This is a genomic window from Streptomyces sp. NPDC001406 (assembly GCF_042895285.1).
In the GTDB taxonomy this organism is placed as follows: Bacteria; Actinomycetota; Actinomycetes; order Streptomycetales; family Streptomycetaceae; genus Streptomyces.
Genome location: NZ_JBIAWG010000015.1, coordinates 136,243 through 161,854, shown reverse-complemented (window position 1 = coordinate 161,854; position 25,612 = coordinate 136,243). Strand labels below are relative to the sequence as shown.

The following is a 25,612-nucleotide window of genomic DNA, read 5'->3' as shown; positions in this document are numbered from 1 at the left end:
CCCCCCGGCGTCAGACCCCGGCGCGCGCCCCCGCGACGGCCCGTCTCGCGAACTCCACCACGTGCTCGCGCAGATCCACCTCGGGCGCGGCCGTGCCCAGGATCAGCCGGGCCATCTGCGGCACCGCGTGAGGCCATACGGCCAGGCCGATCAGGGTCAGCAGCACGGGAGCGACCTCGGCGGACGCCTCCTCGCCCAGGGCCCGGGGGAGCCCAAGGCTCTGCGCGAGCGCAGCGATCTTGTCCTCGTAATGACCGCGCCGGCTGTCCTCCCCCGGCAGCACGTCGTTGCGGTAGTGCAGGCCCTCCCACAGCAGAAGCCGCACGAGCACGGGGTTGTCGCGGTGGAAGTCGTAGACCCGCCCCACGTACTCGGCCGGATCGTCCCCGCCCTGGAGCGGCACGGCCTCGGCGACCTCGTCGAGGGCGCGCGCCACGACCACGTCGAAGAGCTTCTGCTTGTTGCCGAAGTAGCCGTAGATGCGCTCCTTGTTGACCCCCGCGTTCGCGGCGATGCGGTCGACGCGCGCGCCGGCAATCCCGTGAGCTGCGAATTCTTCGGTGGCGGCGGCGAGCAGCCGCTCCTTGGTGTGGCCAGTGTCCCGTGTCATGGCTCCAGGCTAGGACGCCCCACCCCCAATCGCCAACCAACTAGCTGGTTGACATCCAACTAGTTGGTTGCTTTAGTTGTGGTGTCGCCGCGGGCAAGGCACCACAGCCCCGGCCCCAGGACTCAGCAACACCCCGCGCCACCCGGCTCCAGAGCCGGCAGAGCAATCCAGCGATCCAGAAGTTCAGCCGCGCAGACGCCGACCGGATTGGAATCCGTCATGACCACCGTCGCTTCCCGCCCCGCCGTCACCGCCGAGACCGCCACCGCCGCGACGGCCGCCGCTCCCCGGACTCCGGCGCGGGCCCAGGCCGCGTCCCCGGCGGCGCTGCCCTCCATCCACACCCGGTTCCTGTTCACCTGGCTGTCGGTCTTCGCGGCCCTCACCGTCGCGCAGCTTCTGATCGGCCCCTATGTCATGGGCCTCCCGGTGCTGCTGCGCAACCTGATCGTCACCGGTGTGGTCGTCCCGGCCGTGGTCTACGCCCTGCTTCCCACGCTCCTGAAGGTGCGCGCCGCGGTGCTCCGCCGCCGCTCGTAGCGTCCGCGCGGGCCAGAGCATTCGCGCCAGACCCGGCAAGCAGCCATTCCCCCCGACAGGCCCGGCAGTCCCCCGCTGCCGGGCCTGTTTTTGTCGGCCATCCAGTTGTTTTTTCAAGTGAATTCCGGAGGGGCTCTTTTGCGCCACCTTCTGTGAAATCACTGCCGATTGGGCTTACTCTGCACCCGGATCGGACGCCGCGGGGGTGGCTCTGGGCCACGGGGGAGGAGAACGTCTTGGGCGAATTCATGGGCAGCCGTACCGACCGTCTCAGCGCCATTTCCGCACGCCGCTTCAGGTCGTACGAGGACGCGGCCGTCGCCGCTTACGCGGCACGCCTGCGCGCCATCAGCAGCCCGCTCGTCGGCACCACCCAGGTGTGGCAACAGTGCGAGCTTCAGGCCCGTCGAATTTTCGCCGATTGCGCCGAGAGCCTCGCGCTCGGACGGACCACGGTCACCGACAGCCAAATCGCCGAAGTGGTCGACCTGGGCGGGATTCGCGTCCAGCAGAGCATCCACCTCACCCACTCGGTGCGTGCCGGTGTCATCCTCTTCGACACGGTGCTCGAATACCTGCTCAGAAGCATCGAGGACGTCGGCGAGAACGACTCCGAGCGGGTCAACGGGTACACCGCCGCCGTCCGCGCCCTGCAGCAGGGCATCGGCCGCCGCCTCGAGGTCGGCTCGATCGCGTACGACTCCTTCATGCTCGGCCGGGTCCGTGAGGTGCACGAACAGGGCCACCGCAAACTGGCCCGCGAGATCCATGACCAGGTCGGCAACTCGCTGAGCCTGGCCATGCGCCAACTGGAGCTCTACGAGGTCGAGCTGAGCCGGCGGGGCGGCGACGTGCCCCCGACCGTACGGTCCGCCCAGGCGGCCATTCTGGAAACGCTGGCGCGGACCAGGGAACTCGTCACCGAACTGCGCCGTCCGTCCGTCTCCGGCTGCCTGGAGGAGGCGATCAGCCAGTTCGTTGCCTCGATGGGCGACTCCGTCACCCCGGTCCGGGTGTGGGTGCGCGGCCTTGACGAATGGATTCCGCAGCCGGTGTCCGAGGAGCTGTTCATCATGGTCCGCGAATGCCTGCGCAATGCCTTCCGGCATGCGGAGGCGGGCAACATCGTGGTCCACATCGACATCGCACCGCACGAGATCCAGACCGAGATCATCGACGACGGCCTCGGCTTCGACGTCGCGAAGACCCGCGCGGGCCGCCGCGCCAACGGGCTGACCGGACTGCAGGAGCGGGCCGACCTGGTGGACGGCACCCTGCACATCGACTCGGCGCGCGGTCGCGGGACCCACGTCACCATCTGGATACCCATCAAGGAAGGCCACAGCGTCCGGTGAGCGACCACCACAAGCCCATGGCGGGCGGCGAACTCGGCGACACCGTCCGCATCCTCGTCGCGGACGACCACACCTTGCTGCGTGAAGCCCTGTGCGACCTGCTGCGCACCGAGCCCGGATTCCAGGTGGTGGCCCAGGCGGGCAACGGCGAGGACGCCGTCCGGCTCGCCGCCGAACACCGCCCCGACGTCGTCCTGCTCGACATCGAGATGCCCCGCAACGACCCGCCCGTGACCGTCCGCAGACTCCTGGAGCGAGACCCCGGCCTGCGCATCATCGTGCTCAGCATGTACGACGGCCAGCAACTGGTGCAGGAGCTGCTGCGGCTGGGGGTCAGCGGCTATCTGCACAAGAGCGCCGGCCGCGAGACGCTGGTCTCCGCCGTACGCGACGGCGAAGGCGGCAGCGGACGCACGGTCACGGTGTCCGTCTCACCGGCGAGCCTGCGCCCCGAACCGGCCACGCCCGAGGGGACTCTCTCCGATCGCGAGGCCGAAGTCCTGGGCCTGGTCGCACAGGCCATGAGCAACCGTCAGATCGCCGTGCGGCTCGGGATCGCCGAGGGCACCATCAAGCGCCACATGCGCAACATCTTCGCCAAGCTCGACGCCGTCTCCCGTATCGACGCCGTCAACAAGGCGGTCGAAGGCCGGCTGATCCCCGCACCGGGCCGCCTCCCCGCCGAACCCCGCTTCGGAGCGGGCCTGCGCCGCGGGTCCTGAGCGCGACGCGACGGCCCGGTGTGTCCGCGTCCCACGGGGATTCCGGGGAGACACGTGCACACCAGGCCGGAAGGCGGGCGAACCCGGGTCGAGCGGCACGGGCTTACGCCGCCGCCCAGCCGAGCGTCGCGAAGAGCGTCAGATGTGTCAGGTACTGCGTCACCATGAAGGCGCGGTACGGAGTACGCCCCCTGGCCTCGTTCCCCCGGGTCGTACGGCACAGGACCGCGACCGCGACCGCGCCGCAGAGCAGCACGCCGGCCGCCGGTCCCAGCAGCGCGGGACGGTGCGCGGCCACGGCCGCGAAGATCCCGGCCACCGCCAGCGCCCCGACGGCTCCGGTGAGCCGCGCCGTCCCGTCGCCCCAGGCGGTGACCGAGCTGCGCCGCCCGGCCGCCGCGTCGCCGGCGACGTGCGAGAAGTCCTTGGTGACCGCGCCCACCGCCGCCATCCAGAGCGACATCGCTGCCGCGACGGCGAGATCCGGTCCCGTGGGCAGCGTCCGCCCGGCGGCCGTCCACCCCGTGGCATAGGTCAGCAACCCCATCAGGAGCACCGAGCCGGAGGCTCCGGCAGCGGTCCGCTTCAGCTGGAACGGGGCCGCGGAGTAGGCGTATCCGAGCAGCAGGAACAGCAGGTCGTACGCGGTGAGCAGGGTGCTGCCGGTGGACAGCATCGCGATCACGGAACCGGCCGCGCACAGCCAGGTCCACACCGCCGCGATCCCGGGCGGCAGCTCTCCCCGGGCGATGGGCCGGCCCGTCTTGTTGACCAGGTCCTCGTGTACGTCACACACCCCGTTGATGCCGTACGTGAACAACGTCGCGAGCACCCAGCCGATCCCCGCCACGACCACGGGCGCCCCGAGACCGGAGAACCGACCGTCGACCGCCAGGACCGCCCCGGCCAGAAACCGCATCAGAAAGATGAACTGGACGCTGGGGCGTGCTTCTTGGACGAAGAGCCGGAAGCAGAGACCCTTCCGGTGCCGGGTGATGCCGTGGGCGCCGGAAAGAGGAACGATCTCCGTGCCGTCATGTATGAGCTGAGCGCTGAGTCGTGCGGTGTATACCCCCATGGCCAAGGACGGTAATGAACGCCGGACCGGGCACACATGCCCCATCGGCGGTCCTTCCGGTACTCCTTTTGGGGAAGAAGGAGTACCGGACGGACCGCCGACGGGGCGCCGGTCACCGGCTGGTTCACTGCTCCTGCTGCGCCCCGGTCACCGAGGGGAGATTGACCAGGAGCGCGGCCAGCAGACCGATGATCAGGCCGGTGAAGTGGACCTGCTGCGCGGCGCCGATGTAGATCCAGTAACCGAACCACATGCCGCCCGACAGGAAGAGCAGGAACAGGCCGATGAACGCGCCCAGCGCGAGGTTCGTGTGCCGTGTGGTGACGATGCCGGCGTGCAGGCCGCGGGCCCTGCGCACCTGCAGCACGGCGGCCCGGGCGAGCAGGGCGACCGTGAGGATCTCGTAGACGATGACGCCGATCAGGGTCGGTGTCGCCATCGAGTCCGGCAGCGCCCGCCACTGCAGGCCGTTGCCGCGCACCGGGTCGTGGAGCAGGTCGGTCATGGTCAGCATGCGGCTGATCAGTGCCCGGTTGGTGCCGAAGTCGTTCAGGTTGTTCAGCGTCACCAGCCCGAGCCACAGGGTGAGACCGCTGAGAAGGAAGGCGTTGAACGCGGCGAGGCGCGAGCGCACCGCGAGGTCGGAACGGCCCGCGGGCATGGTGGACGCGCCGCTGTGGGCCGTCCGGGCGGCAGTGAGCGCCATGGGAGTCTCCTCGAAGGTAGGGCGGAGCGGAGCACCCGGGCGTCTCACCAGTGGGCCGCCCGGTACGTCTGACGTTCAGCCTGCCGCCGCCTGCCCGGCCCCGACAGCTCCCTCTTCGACCTGCCCGTCCGGCCTCGCCGTCCGGCCTCGCATACGGCGGAGCCTGCTGTCGACGGCCTCCCGATCGGCCTACTGGGGCCCGTACTTGCGTCCCGTCTTCGAGGTGATCCCGCCGAGCAGCGCCCGCGGTGTCACCTTCACCAGACCCATCAGCGTCTTGTAGCGCGGGTCCGGGATGGACAGCGACTTCCCGCGCGCCAGATCGGCCAGCGCCGCCGCTACCAGCTTGTCCGCGTCCAGCCACATCCAGCCCGGGATGTTGTCCGTGCCCATGCCGGCCCGCTCGTGGAACTCCGTGCGCACAAAGCCGGGGCACAGCGCCATCAGCCGTACGCCGCTGCCCGCCAGGTCCTTCGCCGCGCCCTGCGTGAACTGCACGACCCACGCCTTGGACGCCCCGTACGTGCCCCGCGGGACGAACGCGGCCACCGACGCGACGTTCACCACCCCGCCGCGCTCGCGCTCGCGCATCGCCTCCGCCGCCGCCGAGGTCAGCCGCAGCACCGCCTCGCAGTGCACCTTGAGCATCCGCAGCTCGTCGGCCATCGGCACATCGAGATAGCGGCCCTTGTTGCCGAAGCCCGCGTTGTTGACCAGCAGGTCGACCGGGTTCCTGCGGTCGGCAAGCCGCGCGGCGACCGTTTCGATGCCGGCGTCCTCGGCCAGGTCGGCCGTCAGCACCTCGGCCTCGATGCCGTGCCGGTCATGCAGCTCGGTCGCCTGTTCGTGCAGCCGCTTGGTGTCCCGTGCCACCAGGACGAGGTTGTGCCCGTCGGCCGCCAGCCGCCGCGCGAACGCGGCACCGATCCCCGCGGTCGATCCCGTAATCAGAGCCGTTGTCATGGCCCAAGAGTAGTTACCCGGACTGGCGGAGTCCGTGTCGTGACGGCGGCTCAGGGCTCATGCCGCGGCCCCTGCTTGCCGGGGTACTTCGCCACGTACCTCCGCGCTTCCTCAAGTGCCTCCGGATGCAGGGCCGTACCCGCGGCGAGCACGCGCGGCAGCAGCTCCCGCCGGGTGGTCTCCGCACGGAACTGCAGCGCCACCGTCACGTCGTGGTCCGGCCGGTGCACGATCTCCACCCGGTCGCCCGCCCGGATCTCGCCCGGCTCGATCACCCGGAGGTAGGCACCCGGCGCACCCTTCCGCGTGAACCGCTTCACCCACCCCCGCTCGCCCAGATGCGCCTGGAAGGTGCGGCAGGGAATGCGTCCGCAGGTCACCTCCAGCACTAGCGCCGGGCCGATCCGCCAGCGCTCGCCGATCAGGGCGCCGGACACGTCCAGGCCCTCGGTCGTGAGGTTCTCCCCGAAGGCGCCGTCGGCGAGCGTGCGCCCCAGCTCCCGCTCCCAGTCGTCGAGGTCCTCGCGCGCGAACGCGTACACCGCCTGGTCGTTGCCGCCGTGGTGGCGCAGGTCGCACACCGAGTCCCCGGCCAGCCCGCTCCCGGCCGTGCCCTTGGGGCCGGGTGCCGTCACCCGCACCGGCCCGTCGACGGGCCGCTTGTCGATGCCGGTCAGGCCCTCGGGCTGGTCCGTGTACTCCACTGCCCGCGCGCGGCCCAGGTTCACCGAGAGAAGCCTCATGTCCCCACGGTAAGGGAGCGGACCTCAAAGCGTCGACGCATTATCGGGCGGCATACCCAAGGGTGACTTATGATCGGAGGGTGATCGAGGCCCGTCATCTCCGCGTCCTGCGCGCCGTCGCCGCCACCGGCTCCTTCTCGGCGGCGGGGCGCGAGCTCGGCTGCACCCAGCCCGCCGTCAGCCAGCAGATGAAGGCCCTGGAGGCCTCGGTCGGCACTCCGCTGCTGGTCCGCAGCGGCCGCGAGATGCGGCTGACCCAGGCGGGCGAGGCACTCGTGCGGCATGCCTCCGGGATCCTCGCCGGGCTCACGGCGGCCGAGGAGGAGGTCGCCGCGATCGCCGGCCTGCGCGCGGGCCGGGTGCGGCTGGTCTCCTTCCCCAGCGGCAGCTCCACCCTCGTACCCACCGCCCTCGCCGCCCTGCGCGCCGCGCACCCCGGCACCCGGGTCTCCCTGGAGGAGGCCGAGCCCCCCAAGTCCGTGGAACTGCTGCGCGAGGGCGACTGCGACGTGGCGCTGGCCTTCCGGTACGAGGGCGCGGCGGGCGCCGAGGAGTGGGACGACCTCGTCGTACGGCCGCTGCTGACTGACCGGCTGGTCGGCCTGGTGCCCGAACGGCACCGCCTCGCGCGCGCGGAGTCCGTCGCGATCGGTGAACTCGCCGGGGAGCCCTGGATCGCCGGCTGTCCGCGCTGCCGCGGTCAGTTGGTGGAGGTCTGCGAGGGCGCGGGCTTCACGCCTCGTATCGACTTCGCCACCGACGACTACCCGGCGGTGGTCGGCCTGGTGGGCGCGGGTCTCGGCGTCGCCGTCCTGCCTCAGCTCGCGATCGAGTCCGTACGTCCCAGGGGCGCGCGCACGGTGGCGCTGGAACCGGCGGTGCGGCGGGAGATCGTCGCCCTCACGCTGCCCGATCTGGCCCAGGTGCCGGCGGTCGCGGCGACGCTGGAGCAGCTGGCGGGGGCGGCCCGCAGACAGTGAAAACGCGGGCACGCGTGCGCGGGCCCCGGTGCGGTGATGTGTCGCTCTATGAAGAAACGTTCCTTCAGTCGTGCGAGGCGGCGTCCCCGTTGGACGTGGAAGCCGACACCAGCCGGTTCCTTGCCCGCCCCATGAGCTCTTCGCGCTCGTCCTCGGTCAGGCCGCCCCACACGCCGTACGGCTCGCGCACGGCCAACGCGTGCGCCGCGCACTCCGCGCGGACCGGGCACCTCATGCAGACCTCCTTCGCCGAGTTCTCTCGAGCGCTCCGAGCCGCCCCGCGCTCACCTTCCGGATGGAAGAAGAGCGAACTGTCGACCCCACGGCAGGCAGCCAGGAGCTGCCAGTCCCACAGGTCCGCGTTCGGTCCGGGAAGGCGGGAGAAATCTGCCATTACGTGACCCCTTGTAGCCGTTCTGGGCGGATACGGTGCCAACGACCGTACATCTCCGGTCTAAGGAGATGAAAATATGACTCATTGCGAATCTAGCCCTAGACACCGTGAAACGGGAAAAAAATGGGCTAAACGGGGCATAGGTTGTGATGAAAAGTTGAGGGTCTGTCGGGCATGTCTGCACCGTGTCCGCCCCCTCACGTAGAGTGCCGAAGATGACAGGCAGCCCCGTAACTCTTTCGAGTGACCGTCGTTGAGAGTGCGGAGGCGGTTGAAAACACAAGAGCTCGGGCAGGCGTCCGAGACGGTCGACCGCACAGGTGACGATTCCGTACCAGCCTGGAGGCACAAGGTGACGCGCATCAGCTGCGGAGGGCGGCCATGACATCCGTCCTCGTCTGCGACGACTCCCCGCTTGCCCGAGAGGCGCTCCGCCGCGCGGTCGCGACCGTGCCCGGCGTCGAGCGCGTGACGACGGCGGCCAACGGCGAGGAAGTCCTCCGCCGCTGGGGCGCCGACCGCTCGGACCTGATTCTGATGGACGTACGCATGCCCGGACTGGGCGGCGTCGAGACCGTGCGCCGGCTGCTGTCCGCCGACCCCGGCGCGCGCATCATCATGCTCACCGTCGCCGAGGACCTCGACGGCGTGGCCCTCGCGGTCGCCGCCGGCGCCCGGGGCTATCTGCACAAGGACGCCTCACGCGCCGAACTGCGCGCCACGGTGACGCAGGCCCTCGCCGACCCGACCTGGCGGCTCGCGCCGCGCCGGCTGCGCTCGGCCGAGATGGGCGCCGCGCCCACCCTCACCGCGCGCGAGATCCAGGTGCTGGAGGGCATGAGCCACGGCCGCTCCAACGCCGAGATCGGCCGGGAGCTGTTCCTCTCCGAGGACACGGTGAAGACCCACGCCCGACGCCTGTTCAAGAAGCTCGGCGCCTCGGACCGTGCGCACGCGGTGGCGCTCGGTTTCCGGTGGGGACTGGTCCGGTAGGAGAGTGAACCGTAGCGGGGGTGCGGACGGTCCGGGGTTCCCCGCCTGCCGTGTGGCGGGCGGGGCCGACCGGGCGCCCGCTGCTCGTTTCGCCGCGGATGCCGCATCCTTGAGGTGTGGAGTCTCTCGGGGACGAGTCGTTCGAGCGGAAGGGGAGGGCGCAGGGGATGAGTTCCGGCGCACCTGCTCATAACGCTTCAGTGCACAACCACGGGCACGATGCGACGGACCGGACGGCCGCAAGGCACCATGGACCGATGCGCGACGACGAGGCGGGCACGGCCCACGGGGTGATCGGTGCCCTGGTGCATCGCGCCGTCGACGGGGACGAGCAGGCCACGCACGACCTGCTCGCCCATGTCCACCCCCTGGCCCTGCGCTACTGCCGCACCCGGCTGTCCCGGCTTCCCGGCGACGCCCGGCACTTCGTCGAGGACCTCGCGCAGGAAGTCTGCGTCGCGGTCCTGCTCGCCCTGCCCCGCTACCGGGACACGGGCCGCCCCTTCGAGGCGTTCGTCTTCGCCATCGCCTCGCACAAGGTCGCCGACCTGCAGCGCGCCGCGATGCGCCACCCCGGTTCCACGGCCATTCCCTCGGACGAGATGCCGGAGCGCCCGGACGACTCGCTGGGTCCCGAGGAGCGCGCGCTGCTCAGCAGCGATGCCGAGTGGGCCAAGAAACTGCTGGCCAACCTTCCGGAGAACCAGCGCGAACTGCTGCTGCTGAGGATCGCCGTGGGGTTGACCGCTGAGGAGACGGGTCAGATGTTGGGAATGTCACCCGGAGCGGTACGGGTGGCCCAGCACCGGGCGCTGAGCAGACTGCGGGCGCTTGCCGAGCAGTAACCCCTGTGCAGTAAGCGCCTTCTTTGAACAGGCGGGCCGTCCGTTCCGTACGAATATACGAAGCCCGAAGTCACTCAGAACCGTGGAATGAGTGAGCCACGCTTCCCGTTAGCATGGACATCCGCACCGATCAAGGCCATTTGGGGAAGGTGTCATGACTGCCAACGTCGACGGAGTGCCCGGAAAATTCGCGACACTCGGGCTGACCTACGACGACGTGCTGCTGCTGCCGGGCCCGTCGGACATGGCACCCGACGAGATCGACACCGCCTCGTACGTCTCCAAGAACGTGCGGGTCAACATCCCGCTCCTGTCCGCCGCCATGGACAAGGTCACCGAGTCGCGCATGGCGATCGCGATGGCCCGCCAGGGCGGCGTCGGCGTACTGCACCGCAACCTGTCCATCGAGGACCAGGCCAACCAGGTCGACCTGGTGAAGCGCTCCGAGTCCGGGATGGTGGCCGACCCGATCACGGTGCACCCCGACGCCACGCTCGCCGAGGCCGACGCCCTGTGCGCGAAGTTCCGCATCAGCGGTGTCCCGGTGACGGACGGCAACAAGAAGCTCCTCGGCATCGTCACCAACCGTGACATGGCCTTCGAGTCGGACCGCAGCCAGAAGGTCCGCGACGTCATGACGCCGATGCCGCTGGTCACCGGCAAGGTCGGCATCTCCGGCGCCGAGGCCATCGAACTGCTGCGCAAGCACAAGATCGAGAAGCTGCCGCTGGTCGACGACGACGGCATCCTCAAGGGCCTGATCACGGTCAAGGACTTCGTCAAGGCCGAGCAGTACCCGAACGCCGCCAAGGACTCCGAGGGCCGCCTGCTGGTCGGCGCCGCGGTCGGTGTCGCCGGTGACTCCTTCGAGCGCGCCCAGGCCCTGATCGAGGTCGGCGTCGACTTCATCGTCGTCGACACCGCGCACGGCCACTCCCGCCTGGTCGGCGACATGATCGCCAAGATCAAGTCCAACTCCTCCGGCGTCGACGTCATCGGCGGCAACGTCGCCACCCGCGACGGCGCCCAGTCCCTGGTCGACGCGGGCGCCGACGGCATCAAGGTCGGCGTCGGACCCGGCTCCATCTGCACGACCCGGGTCGTCGCCGGCATCGGTGTCCCGCAGGTCACCGCGATCTACGAGGCGTCCCTCGCCGCAAAGGAGGCCGGTGTCCCGGTCATCGGCGACGGCGGTCTGCAGTACTCCGGCGACATCGCCAAGGCCCTGGTCGCGGGCGCCGACACGGTGATGCTGGGCTCGCTGCTCGCGGGCTGCGAGGAGTCGCCGGGCGAGCTGCTGTTCATCAACGGCAAGCAGTTCAAGTCGTACCGCGGCATGGGCTCGCTGGGCGCCATGCAGTCCCGTGGCGACCGCAAGTCGTTCTCCAAGGACCGCTACTTCCAGGAGGGCGTCGCCTCCGACGAGCAGCTGATCCCCGAGGGCATCGAGGGCCAGGTGCCCTACCGCGGCCCGCTGTCCTCCGTCGTCCACCAGCTGATCGGCGGTCTGCGCCAGTCGATGTTCTACGTCGGCGGCAGGACCGTGCCGGAGCTCCAGACCAACGGCCGGTTCGTGCGGATCACCTCCGCGGGTCTGAAGGAGAGCCACCCGCACGACATCCAGATGACGGTCGAGGCGCCGAACTACACGCGGAAGTGACGCACGCGCGCGTGGAGCGGATTTTCCACGGCTGAGATGCCGACGAGGGCGGCTCCGGAGCATTCGGGGCCGCCCTCGTCGTACCTGCGCGAGAGCGGTGCCGTACCCGTCGGCGATACTGGAAGACGCTGAAACGCATCAGGGAAAGGCCACAATCGTGACTGAGATCGAGATCGGGCGCGGCAAGCGCGGCCGCCGGGCGTATGCCTTCGACGACATCGCCGTCGTCCCCAGCCGCCGTACGCGGGACCCGAAGGAGGTCTCGATCGCCTGGCAGATCGACGCCTACCGCTTCGAGCTGCCCTTCCTGGCCGCCCCCATGGACTCGGTCGTCTCCCCGGCCACCGCGATCCGCATCGGCGAGCTCGGCGGCCTGGGCGTCCTCAACCTCGAAGGCCTCTGGACCCGGCACGAGGACCCGCAGCCGCTGCTCGACGAGATCACCGAGCTGCCGGCCGAGGCGGCCACCCGACGCCTCCAGGAGATCTACTCCGCCCCCATCAAGGAGGAGCTGATCGGCGCGCGCATCAAGGAGGTGCGCGACTCCGGCGTGGTCACGGCGGCCGCGCTCTCCCCGCAGCGCACGGCGCAGTTCTCCAAGGCGGTCGTGGACGCGGGCGTCGACATCTTCGTCATCCGCGGTACGACGGTCTCCGCGGAGCACGTCTCGTCCTCGCACGAGCCGCTGAACCTGAAGCAGTTCATCTACGAGCTCGACGTCCCGGTGATCGTGGGCGGCTGCGCCACCTACACCGCGGCCCTGCACCTGATGCGCACCGGCGCGGCCGGCGTCCTGGTGGGCTTCGGCGGCGGCGCCGCGCACACCACGCGCAACGTGCTGGGCATCCAGGTCCCGATGGCCACCGCCGTCGCCGATGTGGCCGCGGCCCGCCGCGACTACATGGACGAGTCCGGCGGCCGCTATGTGCATGTGATCGCGGACGGCGGCGTCGGCTGGTCCGGCGACCTCCCGAAGGCGATCGCCTGCGGCGCAGACTCGGTCATGATGGGCTCCCCGCTGGCCCGCGCCACGGACGCGCCCGGCAAGGGCCACCACTGGGGCATGGAGGCGGTCAACGAGGAACTGCCGCGCGGCAAGAAGGTCGACCTGGGCACGGTCGGCACCATCGAGGAGATCCTCACCGGCCCGTCCCACACCCCCGACGGCTCGATGAACTTCTTCGGCGCCCTGCGCCGCGCCATGGCCACCACCGGCTACAGCGAGCTGAAGGAGTTCCAGCGGGTCGAGGTGACGGTGGCGGACTCGCAGCACAAGCGGTAGTCCGTACGACGTGACGGGGGCCGGTCGCCTGGCGAGGCGACCGGCCCTTTCGCATGCCCGAGTGCGCCTGTGGGGGCGCGTGGGGTGGTGCGGGGGCGTGCGGCCTCCTTCGGGGCGAATACGGGCTGGTGAGCAGGGCCGAGGGCGATGACGTCCGTGTCGGCGCCCCAGGTTCCTGGAGCGCCCCCTTCCAAGGACTTGGTTCCGGGCCCCAGCTCCTCGGGGCCCGGCCCGATTTCCGACGGACCGTCCACCGGGCTACTGGGCGGTGTCGTGGAAGGGGGCGCCCATGGGTCGTCACCGCAAGCCCACCCGCTGGGACCGGATCCGTCTGTGGACGGTCAAGTGCCGGAGGAGGTGGATCTTGCGGATTTTCGGATGGTGAGCGGCCGCCCCCACAGAACCTAGGGGCGGACACTCCGCGCTCCATCCCGGAGCCTGCCGCAGTGCCCCCTGCGGTGGGCTCCACTTTGTGCGTTGGACAGTGAGCAACGGCCGCCCCCATGGAGTCTAGGGGCGGACACTCCGCGCTCCATCCCGGAGCCTGCCGCAGTAGCCGCTGCGGTGGGCTCCACCTGCCCCCAAGGTACCGGCGCGTGATCCCCCACGCCAGCAACCCGGTGGCTCCGCACCTCACGCGCCCCGGTGCACAACCCGTGCGCCGGTCAGGCCGCGGCCTTCTTGGCGCCGGAGAACGCGGCCCATGCGGCGATCGCGAAGAACACGAAGGTCAGCGGGTCGGCGTCGGCCTTCCAGGCCTCCTGGACGACGTCGAAGTGCTGGAAGAAGATCTCGTTGAAGCTCCTGTTGACGGCGTCGGCGCCGATCATGGCCTCGCCGACCAACTGGCCGATGTAGACGGAGCCCAGCGCGAGGATGGGGCTGACGACGGCCAGCGCGGGGTTGCGGCCGCCGAGCTTGCCGGCCGCCACGCCGATGACGAAGCCGACACCGACCGCCGCCCAGCCGATCTCGTGCTTGGTGAGACCGATGACGACGCCGTAGATCGCGGCGGCGACCACTGCGGCGCCGAGGGCCCCGACCAGGCCGAGCGCGATGTTGTCCTTGCGCGGCGCGGGCGGCGCCATGGGCGGTGGTACGGCGCCCGGCTGCTGGGCGTACGGGTTGCCGTCGACCGGGCCGGGCTGCGGCTGAGGCGGCGGAGCTGACTGGCTCATGACGGAGATCCCCCCACGGGACACGAAAGACCGACCGGGCGCGCCGGTTGGAAAACTGGATGGCAAAGCGGTAGTGCGCACGCACACGTGTGCGGCGAACGTGGTGGAGATTAACAGGCCCCACCGACAACTCCCCCGGAGTTTTCCCGTTCAGAGCCGGTGCGCGGCCCCCGTAGGCGTGGCCCCCCGGGTGTCCAGGAGTAGCTGGGCCTTTACCGTCAGGCCCTGGAGGTCGTACGTGCGGTGCTGCTGGAGCAGGATCGTCAGGTCGGCGTCGGCCGCGGCCTCGTAGAGGGAGTCCGCGCGCGGGACCGGGCGGTCCAGGACTTTCCAGGACGGCACGAGGGGGTCGTGGTAGCTGACGGACGCGCCCAGTTCCATCAGCCGGACGGCGATCTCATGGGCGGGTGTGCCCTGCTGGTCGGCGAGGTCGGCCTTGTAGGTGATGCCGAGCAGCAGCACGCGCGCGCCGCGGGCCGACTTCCCGTGCTCGTTCAGGAGGGCCGCGGCGCGCTGGACGACGTACCGGGGCATCCGGCTGTTGACCTGCTGGGCCAGCTCCACCATGCGCAGCGTGCGCCCCGCGTGACCCGTCAGGTCCTGCGGGACGCCGTGGCCGCCGACGCCCGGGCCCGGCCGGAAGGCCTGGAAACCGAACGGCTTGGTCTCCGCGCAGCGGATGACGTCCCACAGATCGACACCCAAGTCGTGGCACAGGACGGCCATTTCATTCACGAGCGCGATGTTGACGTGCCGGAAGTTGCTCTCCAGGAGCTGCACCGTCTCCGCCTCACGCGGTCCACGCGCGCGTACGACCTTGTCGGTGAGCCGTGTGTAGAAGGCGGCCGCCGACTCCGTGCAGGCGGGGGTGAGGCCCCCGATGACCTTGGGGGTGTTGGCCGGGGCGAAGTCGCGGTTGCCGGGGTCGACACGGCTCGGCGCGTAGGCGAGGTGGAAGTCCCGGCCCGCGCGCAGCCCCGAGCCCTCCTCCAGCAGGGGCCGCAGGAATTCCTCGGTCGTGCCCGGACACACGGGCGACTCCAGGATCACGGTGGTGTGCGGACGCAGCCGCTCGGCCAGGGTGCGGGCTGCCGCCTCCACCTGGCCCAGGTCGAGCCCGCCGTCCGCACCGCGCGGGGTCGGCGCGCAGATCACCGCGGTGCGCACCCGGCCCAGCCCCGCCGGGTCACTGGCCTGCCGGAAGCCCCCCGCGAGCATCCGGCGCAGTTCGGCGGGGCTGAGCGGGCCGGCCTCGGGCCCGGTGGCGTATCCGAGGGTGGGGATTCCGGCCGCCACCGCGGCCTGGGCGAGGGGCAGGCCGTAGGGACCGAGTCCGATGACGGCGAGGTCTGCGGGCATGGGGGTGGGCCGTCCTTCCCAGTAACCGATGCGGGACAGGTGCGCAAGCCCGGTGGACAGGACGGGCGAGCGCAATGTCAGACTAGGAGTAAATATGACCCTTATGCGGGATTGTTCCCCTGTGTCTTCCGGGGGTTCCGCGTCTGTTGTCCACAGGCTGGGGGCGAGTGGTGGCTGAAGTCGGGCATCCCGGTCAGAATTTGGGCAGGAGGAGACGGGCCGGGCTTCGCCCACCGGGTGCGGCCGACGCGATTCGATGTGATCGACAGCGGGAGGCAGCGGTGAGGACAGCGACACTGGGGCCGGCACAGCGCGCCGAGTCACTGGCGGCCATGGCCGAGCGTGAGCTGGACGTACTGGTCGTGGGTGGTGGAGTCGTAGGCTCCGGCACCGCGCTGGACGCGGTGACCCGCGGTCTGTCCACGGGACTGGTCGAGGCGCGTGACTGGGCGTCGGGCACGTCCAGCAGATCCAGCAAGCTGATCCACGGCGGCCTGCGCTATCTGGAGATGCTCGACTTCGCCCTGGTCCGCGAGGCCCTGAAGGAGCGCGGACTGCTGCTGGAGCGGCTCGCTCCCCACCTGGTCAAGCCCGTGCCGTTCCTGTACCCGCTCCAGCACAAGGGCTGGGAGCGTCTGTACGCCGGGTCGGGTGTCGCGCTCTACGACACCATGTCGATGGCCCGCGGCCACGGCCGCGGCCTGCCGGTGCACCGCCACCTGAGCCGCCGTCACGCCCTGCGCGTCGCCCCCGCCCTGCGCAAGGACGCCCTGGTCGGCGCGCTGCAGTACTACGACGCGCAGATGGACGACGCCCGCTATGTGGCGACACTGGTGCGCACGGCGGTGTCGTACGGCGCGAAGGCCGCCAACCGCGCGCGCGTGACCGGCTTCCTGCGCGAGGGCGAGCGGGTCGTCGGCGCCCGGGTGCAGGACGTGGAGGGCGGCGGCGAGTACGAGGTCCGCGCCAAGCAGGTCGTCAACGCCACCGGTGTGTGGACCGACGACACCCAGGCGATGGTGGGCGAGCGGGGACAGTTCCACGTCCGCGCCTCCAAGGGCATCCACCTGGTCGTGCCCAAGGACCGCATCCACTCCACGTCCGGTCTGATCCTGCGTACCGAGAAGTCCGTCCTGTTCGTCATCCCGTGGGGCCGCCACTGGATCGTCGGTACGACCGACACCGACTGGGACCTCGACAAGGCCCACCCCGCCGCGTCCAGCGCCGACATCGACTACCTGCTGGAGCACGTCAACTCGGTCCTCGCGGTGCCGCTCTCGCGCGACGACGTCCAGGGTGTGTACGCGGGACTGCGCCCGCTGCTGGCCGGCGAGTCCGACGCCACCAGCAAGTTGTCGCGCGAGCACACCGTGGCGCATCCGGCGCCGGGGCTGGTGGTCGTCGCGGGCGGCAAGTACACGACCTACCGGGTCATGGCCAAGGACGCGGTCGACGAGGCGGTGCACGGTCTCGACATGCGGGTCGCCGAATGCGTCACCGAGGACATTCCGCTGCTGGGCGCCGAGGGCTACCGGGCGCTGTGGAACGCGCGGGCGCGGATCGCCGCGCGGACCGGGCTGCACGTCGTACGGGTGGAACACCTGCTGAACCGGTACGGCTCGATGGCGGAGGAGGTCCTCGACCTCATCGCCTCCGACCCCTCCCTGGGCGAACCGCTGCAGGCGGCGGACGACTATCTGCGCGCCGAGGTCGTCTATGCGGCGTCGCACGAGGGCGCCCGGCACCTGGACGACGTGCTGACCCGCCGTACTCGCATCTCCATCGAGACCTTCGACCGGGGCACCCGCAGCGCCCGCGAGGCCGCCGAGCTCATGGCGCCCGTCCTCGGCTGGGACAAGGACCAGATCGGGCGCGAGGTGGAGCACTACGAGAAGCGGGTGGAGGCCGAGCGGGAGTCGCAGCTCCAGCCGGACGACCAGACGGCGGACGCGGCGCGGCTGGGGGCGCCGGACATCGTGCCGCTGTGAGCCGGCCCGGGCGACTATCACCCGAACGAGTGTCATGAGGCGGGATCTTCGTTCGGAACCCGCTCGTTCTACTGGATGCGGGGGCAGAACTCGGCCGCGAGCAGCGCGGGTTCGAGGCTCGGGTCCCCCATCGTGTCCGTGTTCACGCGGAAGGTGAGGACACGGCGTCCGTCGACGGTGGCCGCGGTGCGCACATAGCTGCCGGAGATACGGCCGTTGTGTCCCCACACCGTGGTGCCGCACGGAAGCTTCGTCGGAAATATCCCCAAACCGTACGAGCCGTGTGCGGTGCGGGTGTTGAGCATCTCGCGCAGCAGGCGCGGGGGCAGCAGCTCGCCGTTCAGCAGGGACGCGTAGAAGCGGTCCAGGTCGTCGAGCGTGGTCACCAGCTCGCCCGCCGCGCCGGCCACGCGCGGGTCGAGATCGGTGACGTCGGACCCGTTCGCCGTGTGGGCGCGGCCGTGCGGGGAGGGAAGTGTGGTGCGGGATCCGGGAAAGGAGGTGCCCGTCAGACCCAGGGGAGCGATGATGCGCCGCTCGGCCTCGGCGGCGTAGGAGTGGCCGGTGACCTGTCGGACGACCATGCCGAGCAGGACGTAGTTGGTGCTGGAGTAGGAGAAGTGGCGGGGGCGGGCCGGAGGGAGGGTGAGCGCGATGGACACGGCCTGAAGCGGGGTCAGGGGAGTGGTGCCCCTGGTGACCGCGGTGAAGTCGGCGAGACCGCTGGTGTGGGTGAGCAGGGCACGCAGGGTGATGCGCCGCCCGTCGGCGTGTGCCGCGCGCACCACGCCCGGCAGATACCGCTCCACGGTGTCGGACAGGGACAGCCGGTGCTCGGCCGCGAGTTGCAGGACGACCGTGGCGATGAAGGTCTTGGTGATGCTGCCGGCGCGGAAGTGGTCCGCGCGGGCGATGTCCCGGCCCGCCTGCGCGTAGTGGGAGGCGGGCGTGTCGCCGAAGCCGTCCTCGTCGCGGGTCAGCAGGGCCGCGGCGGGTGCCCTGCCCCGGGTGACGAACAGCGGGAGGATCGCGTCGGTCGCCTCGGCCCGGGTTGCCGTACAGACCACGACCGGGCTGACGAGGAGGGCCAGGGACGCCGATATCGCCGACAGTGTCCGAAGTGGCGGCATCTCGTCTCCTCCCTTGCCGGGGCCATCATCCACCGGAACCGGAATGCTTGCCTCAGCGAGTCACCAGGCGCGCGGGCCCGCCGACGGGGCGACCGGCACCCTGGGGCATTGACCACTTGTCGGGTGAGGGACAATGGAGGCTCTGTCAGGGCGGGTTGCATGAGGGGACGCATGTCGGAGGCGGAGCAGGCGGGGACACCTCGCCAGGACACTCGTCAGGACAAGAGCGAGCGTCTTCTCGCCGGGCGGTACCGGCTGGGAGATGTGCTCGGCCGCGGCGGCATGGGCACGGTGTGGCGCGCCGAGGACGAGACCCTCGGCCGGACGGTCGCAGTCAAGGAGCTGCGGTTCCCGTCGAACATCGACGAGGAGGAGAAGCGGCGCCTGATCACGCGCACCCTGCGCGAGGCCAAGGCGATCGCCCGGATCCGCAACAACAGCGCGGTGACGGTCTTCGACGTGGTCGAGGAGGACGACCGGCCCTGGATCGTGATGGAGCTCGTCGAGGGCAAGTCCCTCGCCGAGGCCATCCGGGAGGACGGCCTCCTGGAGCCCAAGCGTGCGGCCGAGGTCGGGCTCGCGATCCTCGACGTGCTGCGTTCCGCGCACCGCGAGGGCATCCTGCACCGTGACGTGAAGCCGTCCAATGTGCTGATCGCCGAGGACGGCCGGGTCGTGCTCACCGACTTCGGCATCGCGCAGGTCGAGGGCGACCCGTCCATCACCTCCACCGGCATGCTCGTCGGCGCCCCCTCCTACATCTCCCCGGAGCGGGCCCGGGGGCACAAGCCCGGACCCGCGGCCGACCTGTGGTCGCTCGGCGGCCTGCTGTACGCGTCGGTCGAGGGCGTGCCGCCCTATGACAAGGGGTCGGCGATCGCGACGCTGACCGCGGTGATGACCGAGCCGCTGGAGGAGCCCAAGAACGCGGGCCCGCTCAGGGACGTCATCTACGGCCTGCTCACCAAGGACCCGGCCAAGCGTCTCGACGACGCGGGCGCGCGGGCCCTGCTCAACTCGGTGCTCCACACGCCCGAGCCGGAGCCGCTGGACGCGACGAGAGTCGTTCCGCTGCCGGCCCAGGCCTCGGGCTCCGAGGGCAAGCGGGGCGAGGAGGCCGGGGAGAAGCTGCGCGGGGCGCTGCGTTCGGTGCGCAAGGCGGCCGGGGCGGCCACGTCGGCGGCCGCGGCGCGGACGAAGAACAGCGGCGGGGGCGAAAGCGCGAACGCGTCGGGAGCCGCGGGGGCTTCGGCGCCCGGGAAGGCCGGGGGTACCGGTTCCGCGGCGGCGGGCAACAAGGGTGCGGGCGTCGCGGGTTCGGGCTCCGCGGGGTCGGCCTCGACGCCGGCCGCGGGGGCCGATGCCCGGGACCGGGGCGCGCAGGGCGCCAACCCCACTGGCGGTCAGCAGAGTTCGGGCTGGCCCGTGGTGCCGCCGCCGGACCTGCCGCCGCGGCCGGTGCCCAGGGCTCCGCTCACCGACGTGGTGCCGAAGCGCACGCTGGTGATCATCGCGGTGGTGGTCGCGCTCGCGATCATCGGCACCGTGCTGGCGCTCACGTTCCGCGACGGTGACGACGGCAGCGGCTCCAAGGGGGCCAAGAGCGGCGGGGGTTCCAAGGTCACGGCGAGTGCCGGTGCGAGCGCCGACACCAAGAAGGACAAGGACGACGGCACCCGCGCCGACGGCGACAGCTCCAGCTCCGCGACGGCCGGCTCGACGGCGGGGAACGCGACCGCGGCGACGCCGAGCGCCTCCGCCTCCTCCGGTTCCAAGGACGGCGGGAGCGCACCGGCCGTCTCCACCCGCAAGGGCGGCCAGGGGTACTCGATAGGGCTGCCCAAGGGGTGGTCGTACCGGACCACCGACAGCGCCGGTGACCGCTACACGGGGCCGGACGGACAGAAGCTGCTCATCGCTTGGACGACTACGCCCAAGAACGACCCGGTTGCGGACTGGAGGAACCAGGAGGGTGCCATGGTGCGCGCCCAGTACCAGAGGATCCGCATAGAGCAGGTCGACTACCGCGGCTGGAACACGGCCGACTGGGAGTTCACCTACGTCGACGGCGGCACGAAGTTCCGCACCATAGACCGCGGGTTCGTGGTCAACGGACACCTCGGCTATGCGCTGATGTACACCGCGAAGGCCTCGAAGTGGGGCGACGAGACACGCAAGGACACCTGGAAGACGCTGACGGGCTCCTTCCGGCCCAGGTCCTGAGCCGAGCGGCCCCGGGGGTTCGCGGCGGGAGAATCTCTCATCCCTCAATGTGAATTGCCAACGGCACGTATCGTGAGTGGTTGCGGACCGTACGCATTTAGCTGTGTGCGCGGAACGGGCCGCAAGGCGAGCGGATTTGACCAACCGGGCGGCCGGGGGAGGCAATGTGGACGACTATGCGGGTCGGGTGCTCGCCGACCGCTACCGCCTGCCGCTGCCGCCCTCCGACGAGTACGAACTCACCGAGACCCGGGCCTTCGACACCTACAGCGGGCAGGAAGTCCTCGTACGGCAGGTGCCGTTGCCGGAGGTCGTCGAGGCGGAGGTGCTCGACGCGGACGGACTGCCCGACGGATTCACCGCGCGTGACCGCGGGTCACGGCGGCCGCCGACCGCACGGACGGCCACGCGCCGGCCCACCGACCCGGCCGTGCGGCGCGCCCTGGAGGCCGCGCAGGCCGCGGCCGGCATCCCCGACCATCCGCGGCTCGACCAGGTATTCGACGTGTTCGCCGAGGGCGGTTCGCTGTGGATAGTCAGCGAGTTGGTGTCCGCGCGCCCGCTGGCCGCGCTGCTGACCGAGAAGCCGCTGACGCCGTATCGGGCGGCCGAGGTCGCCTCCGACGTCCTGATGGCGCTGCGGGTCCTGCACGCCCATGGCTGGGTGCACCGCAACATCACCGCCCGCACGGTCCTCGTCTGCGACGACGGCCGCGTGATGCTGACCGGCCTCGCGGTCGGCGCGGCGGAGGAGGCGTTGTGCGGGTACGACCCGGTGCCGGTCCAGGAGGGTTTCCCGGAGGGGCCGACGGGCGGCGCGGCGGCCGGAACTGCCGGGGGCGGCGGGCGTGGTGCCAGTGGTCCGGGTGGTTCCGCAGGTGCTCCCGGCCCCGGTGAGGTCGATCCCGAGGCGGCTCGGCGTGCCGCGATCCAGGCGCGGGTGGCCGGAGGGCTGCCCGGTGCCGGAGCGGACGGTTCCGGCGCGGGCGGAGCTTCCGGGGAGCCCGCACGCCGGGCGTTGGAGAGCGGCGGGGACATCCGCGCGGCGCGGGCCGGGGCGATCGCCGCGTATCGCGCGGGCGCGCGCGCTGCCGCCCGGGTGCAGGAGGCCCAGAACGGGCGGGCCGCGCTGCCCGGGGCGCGTCAGCTCGCCGAGGAGAACACCGGCACCGCCTCCCAGGCGGGCGGCCCGGCCCAGCCGCCGTACGCCGCCGGGCCGGGCGAGGAGCAGAACCACCGGACGCACACGACGTCTCCCGGCCAGATCGCCGACCCCTACGGCGTCCACGCCGCCCCCTGGCACGGCGCATCCCCCCGCACCGCCCCCGGCGACACACCCCCGGCGGTGGAGGGAGGCCGCCGGCCATCGGCCCTTCCTCCGGCCGAAACCGGCCCGGGAAGCACATCTGTCCCTGCGGCCGAACAGGGCCCCGCCCCGGCCCTGGACGCCGACGGACTGCTTCCCGCGCCCGCGCTGCCGCCGCAGCAGGGCCGTGTCCCCGGTTCCCGCGTCGGCGCAGGCGGGGGTGTCCCGGCGCCCGCCGCCGACCCGGACGGACCCTCCCTGCCGGCCCCCGCTCTCCCGCCGCACGCCACCGCCAACACCCCCCGCCCCCCTGCCCCCTGGGACGAACCGGCCGGTGCGGCCCCGCCCCGGCGCGGACCGGCCACCGCGCTCGCCGCCGAGCGGGCCCGGCAGGTGCGGATGACCGTCGTGGGGCCGGTCACCGAGCGATGGGCGCCGGAGCAGGCCGGGCCCGTGCACGAGAACTGGCAGCTGGCGGCGCCGATCGGGCCCGCGACCGACCTGTGGGCGCTCGGGGCGCTGCTCTTCCGGGCCGTACAGGGGCATGCGCCGTATCCGGAGGAGTCGACGGCCGAGCTGGTGCAGCTGGTGTGCGCGGAGCCGCCCGCCTTCGCGGAGGAGTGCGGGCCGCTCAGGCCGGTCGTCGAGTCGCTGCTGCGACAGGACCCCACCGAGCGGCTGGACTTCGAAGAACTGCGCGGCTGGCTGCGGTCCCTGGTGCGGTCCGCGCCCGAGCCCGAGGCCGGCGCGCATGTCGTCGCCGCCCCGCCCGTCGACCCGAGCCGGCTGCCCATCGTGCGGCGGCGCGGCGAGCTGGTGCGCAGGCGGCGCGCCGGGCTGCCCGCGACCAGCCCGCACGGGCGGCACAAGCGGGCCAAGCAGGAGTCCGGGTCCCCACGCCGACTGGGCCGCACGCTCCTCCTGCTGATCCTGCTCCTGCTGGCCGGCGCGGTTGCCTACGCCATGCTCTTCATGCCGAAGGCGGACAGCAGCGGCGCGGCGAGCGGCGACCGCACGGGATCCGCGGGCCAGGCGAGCCAGGCGCCCGCGCCCAGCGACAAGCCGACGAACGGGCCGAGCACAGGGGCGCCGAGCAGCCCGTCCGCCTCCGAGTCGGCCCCCTCCACCGAGACCCAGACCACCACCGACCCGGACGTCGCCGACGGCTTCACCCTGCGCAAGGACCCCGAGGGCTTCCAGGTCGCCGTGGCCAAGGGCTGGGACCGCACGCCCAAGAACGGGCTCGGACAGGTGGTGTACGCGCACGGGGACTTCGAGCTCATCGTCGTACCGGGGCGGGACCGGGCGGCCAAGTACGGCAGTGATCCGATGACCTACCAGCGGGACAAGGAGAACGAGCTCCAGCCCTACCGCGACTCCAGCTGGGCCACGGCCACCGGCCTCAGGACCATTCAGGTGGGCGACCGGACCATGGCGGAGGGGCAGTTCACCTGGACCGACGACCAGGGGCGCGACCTGTTCGTCCGCAACATCGCCATTCTCGTCGGCGGCCGCTACCACGTGGTGCAGGTCCGTGGCCCGGAGGCGGAACGGGACGAGGTGACGCGGCTGTACGAGCAGGCTTCGGCGACGTACAAGTACACCGGCTGAACCATCCTGCGCTTTGGTTCCCTCATTTCACCAGAAGCGAAAACCGTCACAGTGCGGTTTCCTTGGGACCCCGCTTGTTCCATGCGGACAGGCCGGTCCTTAGTCTGACCCTGTCAAGAGCATTGCGGGGCAACGTGAATCAGATGCAGGGCCTGCTCATCGCGGGCCGCTACCGGCTTGCCGACTCCATCGGCAGCGGCGGCATGGGCCGGGTGTGGCGCGCCCACGACGAGGTGCTGCACAGGGCGGTCGCCATCAAGGAGTTGACCGCCGCGCTCTACGTCTCGGAGAGTGACCAGGCCGTTCTGCTCGCCCGCACCCGGGCCGAGGCCCGCGCGGCCGCGCGCATCAACCACTCCGCCGTCGTCACCGTGCACGACGTTCTCGAACACGACGGCCGCCCGTGGATCGTGATGGAGCTGGTCGAGGGCAACTCGCTGGCCGACGCGGTCAAGGAGCAGGGGCGGCTGGAGCCGCGCGAGGCCGCGCGCATCGGACTGTGGGTACTGCGGGCGCTGCGCGCCGCGCACTCCGCCGGCGTTCTGCACCGCGACGTCAAGCCCGGCAATGTGCTGCTCGGCCAGGACGGCCGGGTCCTGCTCACCGACTTCGGCATCGCCCAGATCGAGGGCGACACCACGATCACCCGTACGGGAGAGGTCGTCGGCTCGGTCGACTACCTCGCCCCGGAGCGGGTACGCGGCCACGACCCGGGCCCGTCCTCCGACCTGTGGGCGCTGGGCGCCACGCTGTACACGGCGGTGGAGGGCCGCTCGCCGTTCCGTCGCACCTCGCCGCTGAGTACGATGCAGGCGGTCGTCGAGGAGGAGGCCGCCGACCTCCAGTACGGCGGCCCGCTCGGGCCCGTCATCACCGCCCTGCTCCGCAAGGATCCGGCCGAGCGGCCGGGCGCGGCGGAGACGGAGCAGATGCTCGCCGAGGCGGCGGAGGGTCGGCGGCCCAGCTCGGCGCAGGTGTATGTGCCGACGCAGCACGACGGCTCGCGTCCCGGCTCATGGGGCGAGCACGGATCCGGCACGGGGGCCCAACACGCCTCCGGCTCCGGGACCGGACCGCAGTACGCCTCGGGAACCGGGGCGCCGTACGGATCGGGAGCCGGGCAGCCGCAGTACGCACCGGGAGCCGGATCGCGGTACGGGGCGGGCGCGGGATCGCCGTACGGGTCGCCCGGGACCGCCCCCCAGTACGGGCCGGGCGCGACCACTCCCGGCTTTCCGCCGACCGGACCGACGGCTGTCGACTCGGCTGCCACGGCCGCACCGGCCCCCGGCCGCCCCCGGCGCCGCCTGCGTACGCTCGCCCTCGTCGTCGCCTTCGCCGCCGTGCTGGGCGGCGGGGCCGCGGTGGCGTACCAAAAGCTCGGCTCGGGGCGGGACTCAGGTACCCACGCGCCCGAGACCACGCCGGCGCCGGCGGACACGGCCGCCGGCACCCCGGGCCCCGATGGCGCCATCTGGACGACGCGCAAGGACCCGTGGGGATTCGAGCTCTCCCTGCCCAAGAACTGGAAGCGCACGGTGTACCAGGTCCAGGGCGACCTCAGACAGGTCGACTACTCGCCCGACAACGGCCTGCACTTCCTCCGCATCGCCATCGACACCTCACCGGACTTCGCCGACCCGTACCGGCACCAGCAGGACCTGGAACAGCAGCTCCAGCGGCTGGTCGGCTACAAGCGAGTGACCCTGGAGGAGACCACCTACCGCGACCGCAAGGCCTCGCTGTGGGAGTACACCTGGGACGCGCTGAAGAAGGACCCGCCGCACGTCGCCGGGCCGCGCCGCGCGATCGACGAGGCGTACATCTCCCGCGAGGGAGTGGAGTACGCGATCTACATGTCCTCGCCGGCGGAGGGCTGGGACAAGGCGAGCAAGCAGTTCAAGTGGGTGCTGCAGAGCTGGCAGCCCGACGCGTCCTGACGGGCT

General features: G+C 71.4%; 21 protein-coding genes. 12 read left to right on the top strand and 9 right to left on the bottom strand.

The features are described 5' to 3' along the window. Positions 1–10 precede the first annotated feature (10 nt). Positions 11–610 (bottom strand): TetR family transcriptional regulator, encoded by a 600-nt coding sequence (locus tag ACFY1J_RS33160; protein WP_390710173.1) that lies wholly within the window; start codon positions 608–610, stop codon positions 11–13. A 219-nt stretch (positions 611–829) separates the two neighbouring features. On the opposite strand from ACFY1J_RS33160, the gene ACFY1J_RS33155 reads away from it, so the two are divergent. The 3 genes from ACFY1J_RS33155 (at position 830) to ACFY1J_RS33145 (ending at position 3,227) form a co-directional block, all read left to right on the top strand. Then, complete coding sequence (locus ACFY1J_RS33155; protein ID WP_390732493.1) at positions 830–1,150, top strand: hypothetical protein; 321 nt, start codon at positions 830–832, stop codon at positions 1,148–1,150. Between the two features lie 236 nt (positions 1,151–1,386). After that, on the top strand, positions 1,387–2,505 hold the full coding sequence (locus tag ACFY1J_RS33150; protein ID WP_390710171.1) for a sensor histidine kinase: 1,119 nt from the start codon (positions 1,387–1,389) through the stop codon (positions 2,503–2,505). 17 nt (positions 2,506–2,522) lie between these two features. Next, positions 2,523–3,227: a response regulator gene (locus ACFY1J_RS33145; protein ID WP_390710289.1), complete on the top strand. Its 705-nt coding sequence runs from the start codon at positions 2,523–2,525 to the stop codon at positions 3,225–3,227. Positions 3,228–3,330: 103 nt separating this feature from the next. Here ACFY1J_RS33145 and ACFY1J_RS33140 read toward each other — a convergent pair whose 3' ends face one another. The 4 genes from ACFY1J_RS33140 to ACFY1J_RS33125 all read right to left on the bottom strand — a co-directional run bounded on the left by ACFY1J_RS33140 (position 3,331) and on the right by ACFY1J_RS33125 (position 6,717). Next, complete coding sequence (locus ACFY1J_RS33140) at positions 3,331–4,305, bottom strand: UbiA family prenyltransferase (RefSeq protein WP_390710170.1); 975 nt, start codon at positions 4,303–4,305, stop codon at positions 3,331–3,333. Positions 4,306–4,429: 124 nt separating this feature from the next. Beyond that, positions 4,430–5,011, bottom strand: a complete 582-nt coding sequence (locus tag ACFY1J_RS33135; RefSeq protein WP_390710169.1) for a DUF2165 family protein — start codon at positions 5,009–5,011, stop codon at positions 4,430–4,432. Between the two features lie 189 nt (positions 5,012–5,200). Continuing rightward, positions 5,201–5,974, bottom strand: a complete 774-nt coding sequence (locus tag ACFY1J_RS33130) for an SDR family NAD(P)-dependent oxidoreductase (RefSeq protein ID WP_390732492.1) — start codon at positions 5,972–5,974, stop codon at positions 5,201–5,203. Between the two features lie 50 nt (positions 5,975–6,024). Next, positions 6,025–6,717 carry an MOSC domain-containing protein gene (locus tag ACFY1J_RS33125; protein WP_390710167.1) on the bottom strand — a complete coding sequence of 231 codons (693 nt, stop codon included), beginning with the start codon at positions 6,715–6,717 and terminating at the stop codon, positions 6,025–6,027. 80 nt (positions 6,718–6,797) lie between these two features. Between ACFY1J_RS33125 and ACFY1J_RS33120 the strand changes: the two genes are divergently transcribed. After that, positions 6,798–7,697 carry a LysR family transcriptional regulator gene (locus tag ACFY1J_RS33120; protein ID WP_390710166.1) on the top strand — a complete coding sequence of 300 codons (900 nt, stop codon included), beginning with the start codon at positions 6,798–6,800 and terminating at the stop codon, positions 7,695–7,697. Between the two features lie 64 nt (positions 7,698–7,761). Here the strand turns inward: ACFY1J_RS33120 and ACFY1J_RS33115 are convergent, their stop codons facing one another. After that, a complete protein-coding gene (locus ACFY1J_RS33115) occupies positions 7,762–8,091 on the bottom strand; it encodes a WhiB family transcriptional regulator (protein ID WP_363293715.1) in 330 nt (109 codons plus the stop codon). 381 nt (positions 8,092–8,472) lie between these two features. Here ACFY1J_RS33115 and ACFY1J_RS33110 point away from each other — a divergent pair, with 381 nt between their 5' ends. From ACFY1J_RS33110 to ACFY1J_RS33095, 4 genes are all read left to right on the top strand, one after another. Continuing rightward, positions 8,473–9,084 (top strand): response regulator transcription factor, encoded by a 612-nt coding sequence (locus ACFY1J_RS33110; RefSeq protein WP_003948568.1) that lies wholly within the window; start codon positions 8,473–8,475, stop codon positions 9,082–9,084. A gap of 257 nt (positions 9,085–9,341) precedes the next feature. Continuing rightward, the gene (locus ACFY1J_RS33105; protein WP_263211719.1) at positions 9,342–9,929 is read left to right on the top strand and encodes a sigma-70 family RNA polymerase sigma factor; all 588 of its coding nucleotides are present in this window, start codon (positions 9,342–9,344) and stop codon (positions 9,927–9,929) included. Positions 9,930–10,083: 154 nt separating this feature from the next. Then, entirely contained in the window at positions 10,084–11,589 is a 1,506-nt protein-coding gene (guaB, locus tag ACFY1J_RS33100; protein ID WP_390710165.1) for an IMP dehydrogenase, read from the top strand. A 157-nt stretch (positions 11,590–11,746) separates the two neighbouring features. Continuing rightward, positions 11,747–12,871: a GuaB3 family IMP dehydrogenase-related protein gene (locus ACFY1J_RS33095; protein ID WP_363293717.1), complete on the top strand. Its 1,125-nt coding sequence runs from the start codon at positions 11,747–11,749 to the stop codon at positions 12,869–12,871. Between the two features lie 665 nt (positions 12,872–13,536). Here the strand turns inward: ACFY1J_RS33095 and ACFY1J_RS33090 are convergent. Further along, positions 13,537–14,049 carry a hypothetical protein gene (locus ACFY1J_RS33090; RefSeq protein ID WP_390710164.1) on the bottom strand — a complete coding sequence of 171 codons (513 nt, stop codon included), beginning with the start codon at positions 14,047–14,049 and terminating at the stop codon, positions 13,537–13,539. 150 nt (positions 14,050–14,199) lie between these two features. Then, positions 14,200–15,408: a nucleotide sugar dehydrogenase gene (locus ACFY1J_RS33085; RefSeq protein WP_390710163.1), complete on the bottom strand. Its 1,209-nt coding sequence runs from the start codon at positions 15,406–15,408 to the stop codon at positions 14,200–14,202. Positions 15,409–15,689: 281 nt separating this feature from the next. Between ACFY1J_RS33085 and ACFY1J_RS33080 the strand changes: the two genes are divergently transcribed. Then, positions 15,690–17,396, top strand: coding sequence for a glycerol-3-phosphate dehydrogenase/oxidase (locus ACFY1J_RS33080; RefSeq protein ID WP_390710162.1), 1,707 nt, complete (start codon positions 15,690–15,692; stop codon positions 17,394–17,396). Positions 17,397–17,464: 68 nt separating this feature from the next. Here the strand turns inward: ACFY1J_RS33080 and ACFY1J_RS33075 are convergent, their stop codons facing one another. Continuing rightward, complete coding sequence (locus ACFY1J_RS33075; RefSeq protein ID WP_390710161.1) at positions 17,465–18,526, bottom strand: serine hydrolase domain-containing protein; 1,062 nt, start codon at positions 18,524–18,526, stop codon at positions 17,465–17,467. Between the two features lie 171 nt (positions 18,527–18,697). Here ACFY1J_RS33075 and ACFY1J_RS33070 point away from each other — a divergent pair, with 171 nt between their 5' ends. The 3 genes from ACFY1J_RS33070 to ACFY1J_RS33060 all read left to right on the top strand — a co-directional run bounded on the left by ACFY1J_RS33070 (position 18,698) and on the right by ACFY1J_RS33060 (position 25,606). Further along, positions 18,698–20,749, top strand: coding sequence for a serine/threonine-protein kinase (locus ACFY1J_RS33070; protein WP_390710160.1), 2,052 nt, complete (start codon positions 18,698–18,700; stop codon positions 20,747–20,749). 166 nt (positions 20,750–20,915) lie between these two features. Next, complete coding sequence (locus tag ACFY1J_RS33065; protein ID WP_390710159.1) at positions 20,916–23,666, top strand: protein kinase; 2,751 nt, start codon at positions 20,916–20,918, stop codon at positions 23,664–23,666. A 143-nt stretch (positions 23,667–23,809) separates the two neighbouring features. Further along, positions 23,810–25,606: a protein kinase gene (locus tag ACFY1J_RS33060; RefSeq protein ID WP_390710158.1), complete on the top strand. Its 1,797-nt coding sequence runs from the start codon at positions 23,810–23,812 to the stop codon at positions 25,604–25,606. The last annotated feature ends 6 nt before the right edge of the window (positions 25,607–25,612 follow it).

Bases quoted from the DNA above. Each gene is read 5' to 3' on its own strand.
- ACFY1J_RS33160 (WP_390710173.1), bottom strand. From the start codon at position 610: ATGACACGGGACACTGGCCACACCAAGGAGCGGCTGCTCGCCGCCGCC.
- ACFY1J_RS33155 (WP_390732493.1), top strand. From the start codon at position 830: ATGACCACCGTCGCTTCCCGCCCCGCCGTCACCGCCGAGACCGCCACC.
- ACFY1J_RS33145 (WP_390710289.1), top strand. From the start codon at position 2,523: ATGGCGGGCGGCGAACTCGGCGACACCGTCCGCATCCTCGTCGCGGAC.
- ACFY1J_RS33140 (WP_390710170.1), bottom strand. From the start codon at position 4,305: ATGGGGGTATACACCGCACGACTCAGCGCTCAGCTCATACATGACGGC.
- ACFY1J_RS33135 (WP_390710169.1), bottom strand. From the start codon at position 5,011: ATGGCGCTCACTGCCGCCCGGACGGCCCACAGCGGCGCGTCCACCATG.
- ACFY1J_RS33130 (WP_390732492.1), bottom strand. From the start codon at position 5,974: ATGACAACGGCTCTGATTACGGGATCGACCGCGGGGATCGGTGCCGCG.
- ACFY1J_RS33125 (WP_390710167.1), bottom strand. From the start codon at position 6,717: ATGAGGCTTCTCTCGGTGAACCTGGGCCGCGCGCGGGCAGTGGAGTAC.
- ACFY1J_RS33115 (WP_363293715.1), bottom strand. From the start codon at position 8,091: ATGGCAGATTTCTCCCGCCTTCCCGGACCGAACGCGGACCTGTGGGAC.
- ACFY1J_RS33110 (WP_003948568.1), top strand. From the start codon at position 8,473: ATGACATCCGTCCTCGTCTGCGACGACTCCCCGCTTGCCCGAGAGGCG.
- ACFY1J_RS33105 (WP_263211719.1), top strand. From the start codon at position 9,342: ATGCGCGACGACGAGGCGGGCACGGCCCACGGGGTGATCGGTGCCCTG.
- guaB (WP_390710165.1), top strand. From the start codon at position 10,084: ATGACTGCCAACGTCGACGGAGTGCCCGGAAAATTCGCGACACTCGGG.
- ACFY1J_RS33090 (WP_390710164.1), bottom strand. From the start codon at position 14,049: ATGAGCCAGTCAGCTCCGCCGCCTCAGCCGCAGCCCGGCCCGGTCGAC.
- ACFY1J_RS33085 (WP_390710163.1), bottom strand. From the start codon at position 15,408: ATGCCCGCAGACCTCGCCGTCATCGGACTCGGTCCCTACGGCCTGCCC.
- ACFY1J_RS33075 (WP_390710161.1), bottom strand. From the start codon at position 18,526: ATGCCGCCACTTCGGACACTGTCGGCGATATCGGCGTCCCTGGCCCTC.
- ACFY1J_RS33070 (WP_390710160.1), top strand. From the start codon at position 18,698: ATGTCGGAGGCGGAGCAGGCGGGGACACCTCGCCAGGACACTCGTCAG.
- ACFY1J_RS33060 (WP_390710158.1), top strand. From the start codon at position 23,810: ATGCAGGGCCTGCTCATCGCGGGCCGCTACCGGCTTGCCGACTCCATC.